14 protein-coding genes are annotated in these 14,180 nt (G+C 59.9%); 9 read left to right on the top strand and 5 right to left on the bottom strand.

All coding sequences use genetic code 11. The features are described 5' to 3' along the window. Positions 1-31: 31 nt before the first annotated feature. The 4 genes from glnA to ntrC all read left to right on the top strand — a co-directional run bounded on the left by glnA (position 32) and on the right by ntrC (position 5,076). On the top strand, positions 32-1,438 hold the full coding sequence (glnA, locus tag PPUTUW4_RS01455; RefSeq protein WP_007970634.1) for a glutamate--ammonia ligase: 1,407 nt from the start codon (positions 32-34) through the stop codon (positions 1,436-1,438). Positions 1,439-1,734: 296 nt separating this feature from the next. Then, complete coding sequence (locus tag PPUTUW4_RS01450; protein ID WP_015093089.1) at positions 1,735-2,250, top strand: DUF4124 domain-containing protein; 516 nt, start codon at positions 1,735-1,737, stop codon at positions 2,248-2,250. A gap of 307 nt (positions 2,251-2,557) precedes the next feature. Further along, entirely contained in the window at positions 2,558-3,643 is a 1,086-nt protein-coding gene (gene glnL, locus PPUTUW4_RS01445; RefSeq protein ID WP_015093088.1) for a nitrogen regulation protein NR(II), read from the top strand. Further along, the gene (gene ntrC / locus PPUTUW4_RS01440; RefSeq protein WP_015093087.1) at positions 3,640-5,076 is read left to right on the top strand and encodes a nitrogen regulation protein NR(I); all 1,437 of its coding nucleotides are present in this window, start codon (positions 3,640-3,642) and stop codon (positions 5,074-5,076) included. The genes glnL and ntrC overlap by 4 nt, the downstream gene beginning before the upstream one ends. Before the next feature lie 536 nt (positions 5,077-5,612). Here ntrC and PPUTUW4_RS01435 read toward each other — a convergent pair. Beyond that, the gene (locus PPUTUW4_RS01435) at positions 5,613-6,053 is read right to left on the bottom strand and encodes a hypothetical protein (protein ID WP_015093086.1); all 441 of its coding nucleotides are present in this window, start codon (positions 6,051-6,053) and stop codon (positions 5,613-5,615) included. Between PPUTUW4_RS01435 and PPUTUW4_RS01430 the strand changes: the two genes are divergently transcribed. Beyond that, complete coding sequence (locus tag PPUTUW4_RS01430; protein WP_015093085.1) at positions 6,052-6,507, top strand: tRNA (cytidine(34)-2'-O)-methyltransferase; 456 nt, start codon at positions 6,052-6,054, stop codon at positions 6,505-6,507. The two genes, PPUTUW4_RS01435 and PPUTUW4_RS01430, sit on opposite strands and share 2 nt — an antisense overlap. Positions 6,508-6,639: 132 nt before the next feature. Here the strand turns inward: PPUTUW4_RS01430 and secB are convergent, their stop codons facing one another. The 3 genes from secB to PPUTUW4_RS01415 are packed head-to-tail and all read right to left on the bottom strand — an operon-like array spanning position 6,640 to position 7,851. Further along, the gene (gene secB, locus PPUTUW4_RS01425; RefSeq protein ID WP_015093084.1) at positions 6,640-7,125 is read right to left on the bottom strand and encodes a protein-export chaperone SecB; all 486 of its coding nucleotides are present in this window, start codon (positions 7,123-7,125) and stop codon (positions 6,640-6,642) included. Between the two features lie 56 nt (positions 7,126-7,181). Further along, entirely contained in the window at positions 7,182-7,436 is a 255-nt protein-coding gene (gene grxC, locus PPUTUW4_RS01420) for a glutaredoxin 3 (protein WP_015093083.1), read from the bottom strand. Between the two features lies 1 nt (position 7,437). After that, on the bottom strand, positions 7,438-7,851 hold the full coding sequence (locus tag PPUTUW4_RS01415; protein ID WP_015093082.1) for a rhodanese-like domain-containing protein: 414 nt from the start codon (positions 7,849-7,851) through the stop codon (positions 7,438-7,440). A 152-nt stretch (positions 7,852-8,003) separates the two neighbouring features. On the opposite strand from PPUTUW4_RS01415, the gene gpmI reads away from it, so the two are divergent. The 4 genes from gpmI to PPUTUW4_RS01395 all read left to right on the top strand — a co-directional run bounded on the left by gpmI (position 8,004) and on the right by PPUTUW4_RS01395 (position 13,207). Then, complete coding sequence (gene gpmI, locus PPUTUW4_RS01410) at positions 8,004-9,533, top strand: 2,3-bisphosphoglycerate-independent phosphoglycerate mutase (protein ID WP_015093081.1); 1,530 nt, start codon at positions 8,004-8,006, stop codon at positions 9,531-9,533. 251 nt (positions 9,534-9,784) lie between these two features. Further along, positions 9,785-11,080 carry a murein hydrolase activator EnvC gene (locus PPUTUW4_RS01405; RefSeq protein ID WP_015093080.1) on the top strand — a complete coding sequence of 432 codons (1,296 nt, stop codon included), beginning with the start codon at positions 9,785-9,787 and terminating at the stop codon, positions 11,078-11,080. A 31-nt stretch (positions 11,081-11,111) separates the two neighbouring features. After that, a complete protein-coding gene (locus tag PPUTUW4_RS01400; RefSeq protein ID WP_015093079.1) occupies positions 11,112-12,428 on the top strand; it encodes a S41 family peptidase in 1,317 nt (438 codons plus the stop codon). A gap of 2 nt (positions 12,429-12,430) precedes the next feature. Further along, positions 12,431-13,207, top strand: a complete 777-nt coding sequence (locus PPUTUW4_RS01395; protein ID WP_015093078.1) for a divergent polysaccharide deacetylase family protein — start codon at positions 12,431-12,433, stop codon at positions 13,205-13,207. A gap of 143 nt (positions 13,208-13,350) precedes the next feature. Here PPUTUW4_RS01395 and PPUTUW4_RS01390 read toward each other — a convergent pair whose 3' ends face one another. After that, positions 13,351-14,106, bottom strand: a complete 756-nt coding sequence (locus tag PPUTUW4_RS01390) for an ABC transporter substrate-binding protein (protein WP_015093077.1) — start codon at positions 14,104-14,106, stop codon at positions 13,351-13,353. Between the last annotated feature and the right edge of the window lie 74 nt (positions 14,107-14,180).

Below are 14,180 nucleotides of genomic sequence, written 5' to 3'. Positions count from 1 at the left end.
ACTACTAGCCCGAAGCCACCCGGAGGACACTATGTCGAAGTCGGTTCAACTCATCAAAGATCATGACGTCAAATGGATTGATCTGCGCTTCACGGACACCAAAGGCACTCAGCACCACGTGACCATGCCGGCTCGCGATGCGCTGGATGACGACTTCTTCGAAGTCGGCAAAATGTTCGACGGTTCCTCCATCGCTGGCTGGAAAGGCATCGAAGCCTCCGACATGATCCTGATGCCGGACGACTCCACCGCCGTTCTGGATCCATTCACCGAAGAACCGACCCTGATCCTGGTCTGCGACATCATCGAGCCTTCGAGCATGCAAGGCTACGACCGCGACCCACGTGCGATCGCCAAGCGCGCCGAAGAGCACCTGAAAGCCACCGGTATCGGTGACACCGTATTCGCAGGTCCAGAGCCAGAGTTCTTCATCTTTGACCAGGTGAAGTTCAAGTCCGACATTTCCGGCTCCATGTTCAAGATCTACTCCGAACAAGGTTCCTGGATGTCCGACCAGGACATCGAAGGCGGCAACAAGGGTCACCGTCCAGGCGTCAAAGGCGGCTACTTCCCGGTTCCACCGTTCGACCACGACCACGAAATCCGTACCTCCATGTGCAACGCACTGGAAGAAATGGGCCTGACCGTCGAAGTTCACCACCACGAAGTGGCAACTGCCGGCCAGAACGAAATCGGCGTCAAGTTCAACACCCTGGTGAAGAAAGCCGACGAAACCCAAACCCTGAAGTACGTCGTGCACAACGTTGCCGATGCCTACGGCCGCACCGCGACCTTCATGCCTAAGCCTCTGTACGGCGACAACGGCTCGGGCATGCACGTGCACATGTCCATCTGGAAAGATGGCAAGAACACCTTCGCAGGCGAAGGCTATGCCGGCCTGTCGGACACCGCCCTGTACTTCATCGGCGGCATCATCAAGCACGGTAAGGCCCTGAACGGCTTCACCAACCCGGCGACCAACTCCTACAAGCGTCTGGTTCCAGGCTTCGAAGCGCCAGTGATGCTGGCCTACTCGGCTCGCAACCGTTCCGCTTCGATCCGCATTCCTTACGTGTCGAGCCCGAAAGCCCGCCGTATCGAAGCCCGCTTCCCGGATCCGGCTGCCAACCCGTACCTGTGCTTCGCCGCACTGTTGATGGCTGGCCTGGACGGCATCCAGAACAAGATCCACCCTGGCGACGCTGCTGACAAAAACCTGTACGACCTGCCGCCTGAAGAGGCGAAAGAGATTCCACAAGTTTGCGGCAGCCTGAAAGAAGCCCTGGAAGAGCTGGACAAAGGTCGTGCGTTCCTGACCAAAGGCGGCGTTTTCAGCGACGACTTCATCGACGCTTACATCGCCCTGAAAAGCGAAGAAGAAATCAAGGTACGTACCTTCGTACACCCACTGGAATACGAGCTGTACTACAGCTGCTGATCCGGTAGCGCCTGCGCAAGCGGCGTGACAAAGAGGCCTCCTTCGGGAGGCCTTTTTATTGCCAGCGATTCAACGGCTGACGCACATCCCTGTGGGAGCGGGCTTGCCCGCGAAAGCGGTCTGTCTGATAACAGGATGTTGAGTGTACTGACGTCTTCGCGAGCAAGCCCGCTCCCACAAGGGGTTTTCTGTGTTCAGGCAGCCTCGGCAAATCTTGCCCAGATGTTTAGCGACTTGGGTTAACCGCCCGGCCTGACCTATGCTGCAACCCAACGCTTTCGCTTCCGGTCGATTCCATGGGTCGTGGTTTTCTGTTCATCCTGCTGCTGATCGCCCTGCCCGCCATGGCGCAGATCTACAAATACACAGACGCCAACGGCGCCACTGCGTACAGCAATCAACCGCCTGACGGCGTCAGCGTCCAACCGGTCCACTTACCGCCCCTCAACAGCATTGAGCGCCAGACTCCCGGCGAAGCCGCGCCTGTTGCTGAAGCCACCCGAAATGAGCAACCCCAAAAGCCCTATGAGGTGCTGGAGCTGACCGGCCTGCCCAATACCGAAGCTCTGCGCGCCAACAATGGCACCTTCACGATAAACGTACTGATCAAGCCGCGCCTGCAAGGCTCCCACCGGATGCGCCTGCTGCTGGACGGCCAGCCCTACGGCCAGCCAGTCAATGTGCCGATCCTGCAACTGGTGAATATCGATCGCGGCGAGCATCGCCTCGCCGTGCAAGTGATCGATGGCGAAAACGTTGTGCAGCAGAGCCCCACCGCAACCTTCACCTTGCAACGCGTGCACACGCGCTGAAGGCCTGGCTGCTGATTGCCGGCTGCATTGCACTGCTCATGTCGGCACGAAAAACCCCATTCCTGCGACTTTTCCAACCTCATTCAGGTTTGCGCACTATATTGGTGCAACTGCTTGCACCGCACTCAGATTCCAACCCATTTTGGTTCGAAATTACCCGCGAAAGCTGGCAGAGCGCCACGCAAGCGAGCGTCAAACGCCCGTTTCAGGCCTTTGGCGCTTCTTTTCGGAGCCTTGGTTTACTTTTTGCTACTTCTAATTACCAACGTTTGTTTCTTGCGCATGTTCCGCCCCAAAAGAGGTCCCGATGACCATTAGCGACGCACTCCACCGTTTGCTACTCGACAACCTCACCACCGCCACCATTCTGCTCGATGCCGAACTGCGCCTCGAGTACATGAACCCGGCGGCGGAGATGCTGCTGGCCATCAGCGGCCAGCGCAGCCATGGACAGTTCATCAGCGAGTTGTTTACCGAATCGACCGAAGCGCTGAACTCCTTGCGCCAGGCTGTCGAACAGGCCCACCCGTTCACCAAGCGCGAAGCCATGCTGACCGCTCTCACCGGCCAGACCCTGACCGTCGACTACGCGGTAACGCCGATTCTGAGCAATGGCGACACGATGCTGCTGCTTGAGGTCCACCCTCGCGACCGCTTGCTGCGGATCACCAAGGAAGAAGCACAGCTTTCCAAGCAGGAGACCAGCAAGATGCTGGTGCGCGGGCTCGCCCATGAAATCAAGAACCCCTTGGGCGGGATTCGTGGCGCAGCGCAATTGCTGGCCCGGGAACTGCCGGAAGAAAGCCTGCGCGACTACACCAACGTCATCATCGAAGAAGCCGACCGCCTGCGTAATCTGGTCGATCGTATGCTCGGCTCCAACAAGCTGCCGTCACTGGCCCTGTGCAATGTCCACGAAGTGCTGGAGCGCGTCTGCCATCTGGTGGAAGCCGAAAGCCAGGGTTGCATCACGCTGGTGCGCGACTACGACCCTAGCATTCCCGACGTTTTGATCGACCGCGAACAGATGATTCAGGCCGTACTGAACATCGTGCGCAACGCAATGCAGGCCATCAGCAGCCAGAACGAGCTGCGCCTGGGCCGAATCAGCCTGCGCACCCGTACCATGCGCCAGTTCACCATCGGCCATGTGCGCCATCGCCTGGTGACCAAGATCGAGATCATCGACAACGGCCCCGGCATCCCTGCGGAGCTACAGGAAACCATCTTCTTTCCCATGGTCAGCGGTCGCCCGGACGGTACCGGGCTCGGCCTGGCCATTACCCAGAACATCATCAGCCAGCACCAGGGCCTGATCGAATGTGACAGCCACCCCGGCCACACCACTTTCTCGATCTTTCTGCCACTGGAACAAGGAGCCACATCGACATGAGCCGTAGTGAAACCGTGTGGATCGTCGATGACGACCGTTCTATCCGTTGGGTCCTGGAAAAAGCCTTGCAACAGGAAGGCATGACCACGCAAAGCTTCGACAGCGCCGATGGCGTGATGAGCCGCCTGGCACGCCAGCAACCGGACGTGATCATTTCCGACATCCGCATGCCCGGCGCCAGTGGCCTGGACCTTCTGGCGCGGATTCGCGAGCAGCATCCACGGCTGCCGGTCATCATCATGACCGCTCACTCCGATCTGGACAGCGCTGTCGCGTCCTATCAGGGCGGCGCCTTCGAATACCTGCCCAAACCGTTCGATGTCGACGAAGCGGTTTCCCTGGTCAAGCGCGCCAACCAGCACGCCCAGGAGCAGCAAGGCCTGGAAGTCGTCCCGACATTGACCCGCACCCCGGAAATCATCGGCGAGGCGCCGGCGATGCAGGAGGTGTTCCGCGCCATCGGCCGCCTGAGCCACTCCAACATCACCGTGCTGATCAATGGCGAATCCGGTACCGGTAAAGAGCTGGTGGCCCACGCCCTGCACCGTCACAGCCCGCGCGCCGCTTCGCCGTTCATCGCGCTGAACATGGCGGCGATCCCCAAAGACCTGATGGAATCCGAACTGTTTGGCCACGAGAAAGGCGCGTTCACGGGCGCGGCCAACCTGCGTCGCGGGCGTTTTGAACAGGCGGACGGCGGCACGCTGTTCCTCGATGAAATCGGTGACATGCCCGCCGACACCCAGACCCGCTTGCTGCGGGTGCTGGCCGATGGCGAGTTTTACCGCGTCGGCGGTCATGTACCAGTGAAGGTCGATGTGCGCATCATCGCCGCGACTCACCAGAACCTGGAAACCCTGGTGCATGCCGGAAAATTCCGTGAGGACTTGTTTCATCGCCTCAACGTGATCCGCATCCATATCCCACGCCTGTCGGATCGTCGCGAAGACATCCCGACCCTGGCCAAGCACTTCCTCAGCCGCGCAGCCCAGGAGCTGGCAGTCGAGCCCAAGCTGCTGAAAAACGAAACCGAGGAATACCTCAAGAACCTGCCGTGGCCGGGCAACGTGCGCCAACTGGAGAACACCTGTCGCTGGATCACGGTGATGGCTTCGGGTCGCGAAGTGCACATCGGCGACCTGCCGCCGGAGTTGCTGAGCCTGCCGCAGGATTCGGCACCGGTCACCAACTGGGAGCAAGCCCTGCGCCAATGGGCAGACCAGGCGCTGGCCCGTGGTCAATCGAGCCTGCTCGACAGCGCTGTGCCGGCCTTCGAGCGGATCATGATCGAGACCGCCCTCAAACACACCGCCGGTCGCCGCCGCGATGCCGCCGTTTTGCTGGGTTGGGGGCGTAACACCCTGACGCGCAAGATCAAGGAGTTGGGGATGAAGGTGGATGGTGGGGATGATGATGAGGGCGACGAAGCCTGATTACTCACTGAGCACACGATCCTGTGGGAGCGGGCTTGCTCGCGAAGGGGCCATAACATTCAACATCATTGTTGACTGTTACACCGCTTTCGCGAGCAAGCCCGCTCCCACATTCAAAGCTGCGTGCACCGCCTGAATGCACTGTGAACCGCAATCGCGCACAAAAACAGCTTCGAATCCCCATCTGCTTTCGCAATCGAATCCCTTTCGAAAAAACACGAAAGCCCCGAATCTCGGGGCTTTCAGCGTTTCAAACCGGCTTTTTTGTTTCTCTTTGTGAAAACTGGCACGCCCCCTGCAATAACCCTTTCAAGTGATTCAGATCACCGACCCGGTTTCGGGGACCTTGGTACAGGCAGGCCGGGGATTCCCCTCTTTACACCGGGCTCACACCGCAGCCGCGACGAGCCCAGCCGTTTTGGGGCCCTTGATACAGGCAGGTCAGGGGTTCCTTCTTTACACCAGGCTCACACCGCACTCGCGACGAGCCTCCCGTTTCGGGAACCTTGGTACAGGCAGGCCGGGGATTCCCTCTTTTATTGCTCCCGGAGATGGATCTCCAGCCGCCAGCGGTCATCGACCTCGCTACCGGCCCACTCGCCCAGCAGCGGCCGGGCCGCCACCAGCGTCAGCAGCAACCCTCCATCACTCAAACGTACCCGCCAGTTCACATCCTTGCCGCCAAGCTTGAGTTGGCCTTTCTGCGCCTGGCCCTCGGCGCCAAACAGCAGCGCGACACTGCCGTCGACGATTTCGCCATGGACCTTGGGTTCGTTGTTGAACCACACCACCAGCCCGTCGCCCGTCACCTCAACCTGCTGCAACTGACTCGGGTCTGGCGTGGTCAGGCGACCGATCATCAGGCCGATCATCATCCCGACAATCGCTAGCGAGCCCATCACCCGCAGGAATAGTTTCGAACGCACGTCTGCTTGCGGCGTAGAATGCGCGTCATCTTTACCTTCGGAGCCGTGCATGTTTCACGTCATCCTTTTCCAACCAGAAATTCCGCCGAATACCGGCAACGTTATCAGGCTGTGCGCCAACAGTGGCTGCCACCTGCATTTGATCGAGCCGCTGGGCTTCGAGATGGACGACAAGCGCCTGCGCCGCGCCGGCCTCGACTACCACGAGTATGCCACCTTGCAACGTCACGCCGACCTCGCCAGCTGCCTGGAAAGCCTCGGTCATCCACGCCTGTTCGCCTTCACCACCAAGGGCTCGCGGCCATTCCACGATGCCAGCTTCGCCCCAGGCGATGCGTTCCTGTTCGGCCCGGAAAGCCGGGGTTTGCCCGCCGAGGTGCTGGACGCCCTGCCCCCTGAGCAACGCCTGCGCCTGCCGATGCGCGAGGGCTGCCGCAGCCTGAACCTGTCGAATACGGTGGCCGTCGCGGTTTACGAAGCCTGGCGCCAGAACGACTTCAAATAACACCGCATAGCAAATGTGGGAGCGGGCTTGCTCGCGAAAGGGTCATCAGCTTCAACATGAATGTTGACTGAAAAACCGCTTTCGCGAGCAAGCCCGCTCCCACATTGGACTTGCTTCGACGCTCAGAAATGCTTACTGAACAGTCGGCGTCTCGCCGGCAGCCTGCATGCGTTGCAGCTCTTGCGCGTACAGCGCATCGAAGTTCACCGGAGCCAGCATCAGTGCCGGGAACGAACCACGGGTCACCAGGCTGTCCAGGGTTTCGCGAGCGTACGGGAACAGGATGTTCGGGCAGAACGCACCCAGGGTGTGGCTCATCGAAGCATCGTCCAGGTTCTTGATCAGGAAGATACCGGCCTGTTGCACTTCAGCGATGAACGCCACTTCGTCACCGTTTTTCACGGTAACCGACAGGGTCAGCACGACTTCGTGGAAGTCCGATTCCAGTGCCTTTTGACGGGTGTTCAGATCCAGGGCGACGCTCGGCTCCCACTGCTGGCGGAAGATCGCCGGGCTTTTCGGAGCTTCGAAGGACAGGTCACGCACATAAATGCGCTGCAAGGAGAATTGCGGTGCAGTTTCTTCTTCGTTCGCAGCAGTGTTCTGTTGGTCAGTCATCGCAGATCCTTCTTGATCCAGGGTTCTTTTAGGTTTGCTTGTTTGGGGTATTGCCGTCAGGCACTGAGCAGCGCGTCGAGCTTGCCAGCGCGCTCCAGGGCGAACAAATCATCACAACCGCCCACGTGGGTGCTGCCGATCCAGATTTGCGGCACGGACGTACGTCCGGCCTTCTGGGCCATCGCAGCGCGCACCTGCGGCTTGCCATCGACCTTGATCTCTTCGAAGGCCACGCCTTTGTTCTCGAGCAGGTATTTGGCTCGCGAGCAGTAAGGGCAGTAATCGCTGGAATAGACGACGACATTGCTCATATCACTTCACCAGCGGCAGATTGTCGGCTTTCCAGCTGGAAATACCGCCGGACAGCTTGGCGGCGGTGAAGCCGGATTTCATCAATTCGCGAGCGTGAGTGCCGGCGGTCTGGCCCATGGCATCGACCAGGATGATGGTCTTGGCCTTGTGCTTTTCCAGCTCGCCAACGCGGGCGATCAGTTTGTCCTGGGGAATGTTCAGCGCGCCGACAATGTGACCGGCGGCGAAATCCTTGGTTGGACGAATGTCGATCACCACGCCGGCGTCCTTGTTGACCAGGCCGGTCAGTTCGCCAGTGCTCAGGCTACGGCCGCCGCCCTGCATTTGATAGGCAATCAGCAACGCCAGCAGTACGACGAAGATACCGACGAGAATGTAGTGGTTAGTGGCAAATTGAATCAGGTTAGCAACCATCGAAGGAGGTTCCAGGGCGTTAAAATGTCGGCCAGTATACACAGCCACTATGGTGGGCCAAACCCCGTCCGGCGGTGACGCGGCCGGAACTTCGCTTTAAACTGCGACTCCCTTTTCCATCGCCCCTTTTTACTTGAGCCAGAGCGAATTCCATGACTACCACGCCTAAACCTTTGGTCCTGATGATTCTCGACGGCTTCGGTCACAGCGACAACCCCGAATCCAACGCCATTTTCGCGGCGAAAAAGCCTGTACTGGATCGCCTGTGGGCCACTGTGCCGAACGGCCTGATCTCCGGCAGCGGCATGGACGTCGGTCTTCCGGATGGCCAGATGGGCAACTCCGAAGTCGGTCACATGAACCTCGGCGCCGGTCGCGTGGTGTACCAGGACTTCACTCGCGTCACCAAATCGATCCGCGACGGCGAGTTCTTCGAGAACCCGACCATCTGCGCAGCCGTGGACAAAGCCGTCGCCGCCGGCAAAGCCGTGCATTTCATGGGCCTGCTGTCCGATGGCGGCGTGCACAGCCACCAGGACCACCTGGTCGCCATGGCCGAACTGGCCTTCAAGCGCGGCGCTCAAAACATCTACCTGCACGCCTTCCTCGACGGTCGCGACACGCCGCCGAAAAGCGCGCAATCCTCGATCGAACTGCTCGACGCCACTTTCCAGGCCCTGGGCAAAGGCCGGATCGCCAGCCTGATCGGCCGTTACTATGCCATGGACCGCGACAACCGTTGGGACCGTGTCTCCCAGGCCTACAACCTGATTGTCGATGGCCAGGGCGAATTCAACGCCGCCACCGCCCAGGAAGGCCTGCAAGCAGCCTACGAGCGCGGCGAGAGCGACGAATTCGTCAAAGCCACCTCCATCGGCGAGCCGGTAAAGGTCGAAGACGGCGACGCCGTGGTGTTCATGAACTTCCGCGCCGACCGCGCCCGCGAATTGACTCGCGTGTTCGTCGAAGACAACTTCAGTGAGTTCGAGCGTGCCCGCCAGCCGAAACTGGCCGGTTTCGTCATGCTGACCCAATACGCCGCCAGCATTCCTGCCCCGTCGGCCTTCGCCGCCGGCAGCCTGGAGAACGTGCTGGGCGATTACCTGGCAAAAAATGGCAAGACCCAGCTGCGCATCGCCGAAACAGAAAAATACGCCCACGTGACCTTCTTCTTCTCCGGCGGTCGCGAAGAACCGTTCCCGGGCGAAGAACGCATCCTGATTCCGTCGCCGAAAGTCGCTACCTATGACTTGCAGCCGGAAATGAGCGCACCGGAAGTTACCGACCGCATCGTCGACGCCATCGAAAACCAGCGTTACGACGTGATCGTGGTCAACTACGCCAACGGCGACATGGTTGGCCACAGCGGCGTGTTCGAAGCGGCGGTCAAGGCTGTTGAATGCCTTGACCTGTGCGTGGGCCGCATCGTCGACGCCCTGGAAAAAGTCGGCGGCGAAGCCTTGATCACGGCTGACCATGGCAACGTCGAGCAAATGTCCGACGAAACCACCGGCCAGGCGCACACGGCACACACCACCGAGCCGGTGCCGTTCATCTATGTCGGCAAGCGTGACCTGAAGGTCCGTGAAGGCGGCGTGCTGGCGGACGTGGCGCCGACCATGCTGAAGCTGTTGGGCCTTGAGCAACCGGCGGAAATGACCGGGACTTCGATTCTGGTCTGATCGGATTTCCAAAACGCCACAAAATCTGTGGGAGCGAGCTTGCTCGCGATAGCAATCTGACAGCCAACATCTATGTTGAATGATCGGACGCCATCGCGAGCAAGCTCGCTCCCACAGTGGTTTTTGGAGTTTTTGAAATGGAATTCAGTCTGTCGCTTGTTCCAGTCATCACACAGTCAGAAATGGGCATTTTTTTTGCCGCCCATGGCGGGCATACTAGGCCGTCCCTTTCCCTGGTGCCGCCCGCCCCTATGCTTCGCGTCCTGATAGCCCTAGCTCTGACTTGCCTGCTCCAACCGGCCTTTGCTGACGAGCGCGCAGACACCCAACAACAGTTGGACGCCACGCGTCAGGACATTGCCGAGCTGAAGAAGCTGCTGGGCAAGCTGCAGGAAGAAAAGTCCGGTGTGCAGAAAGAGCTCAAGGGCACCGAAACCGAAATGGGCAAGCTCGAGAAGCAGGTCGATGCCCTGCAAAAAGAGCTGAAGAAAAGCGAAGCCGAGCTGCAGCGACTCGATGCGGAGAAAAAAAAACTCCAGAGCGCGCGCATTGAACAGCAACGACTGATCGCCATTCAGGCCCGGGCGGCCTACCAGAACGGTCGACAGGAATACCTCAAGCTGCTGCTCAACCAGCAGAATCCGGAAAGATTCGCCCGTACCCTCACCTATTACGACTACCTGAGCCAGGCTCGCCTGGAGCAGCTGAAGAGTTTCAACGAAACCCTGCGCCAACTGTCCAATGTCGAGAAAGACATCGCCATGCAGCAGGCGCAACTGCTGGTGCAGCAAAGCAGCCTCGACACCCAGCGTGACGAACTCGAGAAAGTCCGCAAGGAGCGCCAGCAAGTCCTGGCCAAGCTCAATGACGACGTAAAGGCTCGCGATCAGAAACTGGCGGCGCGCGAGCAGGATCAGGCAGACCTGTCTAAAGTCCTTAAAACCATTGAAGAAACCTTGGCCCGCCAGGCCCGTGAGGCAGAAGAAGCGCGACAAAAAGCGCTGATTGCCCAGCAGGAAGCCGAAAAAAAGCGATTACGTGAGGCCCAGGCGCAGGCAGATGCCAGCGACGACGCCCCACGCAAACCAGTCAGATCGATACCTGGCGCAGTGGTTTCCAGCTCCGGCGAGACCTTTGGTGGTCCGTTTGCTTCAACCCGCGGCAAACTTCCCTGGCCTGTCGATGGTCGACTGTTGGCGCGCTACGGTGAAAGCCGTGGCGACGATGCCCGGACCAAGTGGGATGGCGTGATGATCGGCGCGTCTGCCGGCAGCACCGTGCATGCGGTGCATGGTGGTCGCGTAGTGTTTGCCGACTGGCTGCGAGGCGCCGGGTTGTTGGTGATCCTCGACCACGGCAACGGGTTTTTGAGTCTTTATGGTCACAACCAGACGTTGCTCAAGTCTGCGGGTGATGTGGTTAAAGCCGGTGAGTCCATCTCCACTGTCGGCAACAGTGGCGGGCAGGACACGCCAGCGCTGTATTTTGCTATTCGTCAGCAGGGTCACCCGAGTGATCCGGCGCAATGGTGCCGCGCGCAAGGATAAGCGCGTTACCTAATTCAGGAGTTTGTTAGACATGCTGCATTTGTCCCGCCTTACCTCGCTGGCCCTGACGATCGCCCTGGTGATCGGCGCGCCTCTGGCGTTTGCCGCTCAACCGGCCCCGGCGGTTGCGCCTGCGGGCACTGCTGCGACCACCAAGGCGCCACTGCCGCTGGATGAGTTGCGCACCTTTGCCGAGGTGATGGACCGGATCAAGGCCGCTTATGTCGAACCGGTGGACGACAAGACCCTGCTGGAAAACGCCATCAAGGGCATGCTCAGCAACCTCGACCCGCATTCGGCTTACCTCGGCCCTGAAGATTTCGCCGAGTTGCAGGAAAGCACCAGCGGTGAATTCGGTGGTCTGGGCATTGAAGTCGGCGCTGAAGACGGCTTCATCAAGGTGGTGTCGCCGATTGACGACACGCCGGCTTCCAAGGCCGGCATTCAGGCCGGCGACTTCATCGTCAAGATCAACGGCCAACCCACCCGTGGCCAGAGCATGACCGAAGCCGTCGACAAGATGCGCGGCAAGATCGGCCAGAAAATCACCCTGACCCTGGTGCGCGACGGCGGCACCCCGTTCGACGTGACCCTGTCCCGCGCCGTCATCCAGGTCAAGAGCGTGAAGAGCCAGCTGCTGGAATCGGGCTACGGCTACATCCGCATCACCCAGTTCCAGGTCAAGACCGGTGAAGAGGTTTCCAAGGCGCTGGCCAAGCTGCGCAAGGAGAACGGCAAGAAGCTCAACGGCATCATCCTCGACCTGCGCAACAACCCGGGCGGTGTGTTGCAGGCGGCGGTGGAAGTGGTCGACCACTTCATCACCAAGGGCCTGATCGTCTACACCAAGGGCCGCATCGCCAACTCCGAGCTGCGTTTCTCTGCCACCGGCAAGGACGAAAGCGAAGCCGTGCCAATGGTCGTGCTGATCAACGGCGGCAGCGCCTCGGCTTCGGAAATTGTCGCCGGCGCCCTGCAGGACCAGAAACGCGCCGTGGTGATGGGCACCACCAGTTTCGGCAAGGGCTCGGTGCAAACCGTGCTGCCGCTGAACAATGACCGCGCATTGAAGATCACCACGGCGCTGTATTACACGCCGAACGGCCGCTCCATCCAGGCCCAGGGCATCGTCCCGGACATCGAAGTGCGCAAGGCCAAGATCACCAGCGAGCAGGACAACGACTACTTCAAGGAAGCCGACTTGCAGGGTCACCTGGGCAACGGCAACGGCGGTGCGGACAAACCGACCGGCTCCAGCAAGGCCAAGCCGATGCCACAGGACGATGATTACCAACTGGCCCAGGCCCTGAGCCTGCTCAAAGGGCTGAGCATCACGTCCGGCCGTTGAGGATGCGCCTGCGGTACATTCTCGGTCTGCTTTGCTGTCTGGCGGGTGTTGTTCACGCAACACCCGCCCCGACCACCCCGCAAAAAGCCTACCTGACCCTGATCATCGATGACCTGGGGCAGAACCTGCCCCGGGATCGCCGCGTGCTGGCCCTGCCCGGCCCGGTGACCACGGCAATCATGCCCGACACGCCTCACGCCACCGAATTCGCCCGCGAAGCCCATCGCGCGGGCAAGATCGTCATTCTGCACATGCCCATGGATCCGGCCACCGGACCGTTCGCCTGGCATCCCGAATTGCCTGTCGATGAGCTGGAAAAGCGCCTGAACGCCGCGTTCAAAATGGTTCCCTACACCAGCGGCATCAACAATCACATGGGCAGCCGCATGACCGCACAACCAATGGCTATGGCCTGGCTGATGGCAGACCTGCAACGACGGCATAAATTCTTCGTCGACAGCCGCACCAGCGCCCGGACCGTGGCCGCGGCCGAAGCGCAGAAGATCGGCCTGGCCAGCGTTTCGCGGGATGTGTTTCTCGACGATGAACGAACCGAAGCAGCGATCTTCAGCCAGTTACAGGCAGCTATCAGCCTCGCGCACAAGCAGGGTTCGGCGGTGATGATCGGGCATCCTTATCCACAGACACTCGCGGTGCTGGAGCGGGAGTTGCCGAAGCTGAAGGCTCAGGGAATTGAGTGGATTGATATCAGGCAGATGATCAGCGTGCGCGGCAATCGGGCAACGGCGGCGCATGGGAAGGATGGGGTGTACCGCTAGAGCTACACAGCGCCCCCTGTGGGAGCGAGCTTGCTCGCGATAGCGATCTGTCCTTCACCAATGTTGTCGACTGACACGACGCCATCGCGAGCAAGCTCGCTCCCACAGTGGTCCGGGCATGACTGAAGGGTTGGTGTTGAATCCTATAGATACCGCGCCATTATCTCGTCGACCTTGCCTTCCTTGCGCATCTGATCCAGCGCCGCCTGGAGCTTGGCCACCGTCTCGTCCGGCACGTCCTTGTTCAGTGCCAGGTACAGTTCGGCACTGTTGAAACGCAGTACGGTTTTCAACCCGTTTACCCCTTCCTGACGCGCCAGATAGCGCCCGGCCGGGTCACCGGTGGCCCACAGGTCGATCTGCCCGTTGACCAGTTTTTTCGCGTTGTCCTGATCGCGCAGTACAACAATCGGATTGAGCCCCTGCTTGGCCAGCGTCTCGGCAATCGCGTCGCCCTTGTAGGCGCCGATCTTGTACTTGCGCGCATCATTCAAGGTTTCGAGGGTGATCTTGCTGTCAGCCTTGGCCAGCATGATCCAGTCGTCCGGGCCGATTGGGCCGACCCATTTGAACAGCTTCTCGCGATCCGGCAACCGCGCCATGACGAACACGCCATAGCCGGGTTTTTCCAGGGTGAGTTTGTAGATTCGCTCCCAAGGGAAACGCAGCGTCAGGCTGTAGGTAATGTTGGCGCGCTTGAATATCTCGCGGACGATATCGGTGGCAATGCCATCGATGTTCTCGTCCTGAGCGAAGTTCTTGCCATTCTTCGCCATGTTGTAGGGCGGGAAGTTTTCAGTCAGCAACACCATGTCGGTATCGGGGCTGTCTTTTGCGTGTGCTCCGTTGATGAACAACAGAGAAGCGCTGGCAAGGACGAGAAGAAAGCGTTTAAGCATGTCTGGCTACCGAAATCCATGGCGTACCCAAGAGTGCCTTGGGCACGCCATGATGTCCACTGGCCTGCACTGGT

Source organism: Pseudomonas sp. UW4, assembly GCF_000316175.1.
In the GTDB taxonomy this organism is placed as follows: domain Bacteria; phylum Pseudomonadota; class Gammaproteobacteria; order Pseudomonadales; family Pseudomonadaceae; genus Aquipseudomonas; species Aquipseudomonas laurylsulfatiphila.
This window is presented reverse-complemented; position numbering and strand designations above follow the sequence as displayed.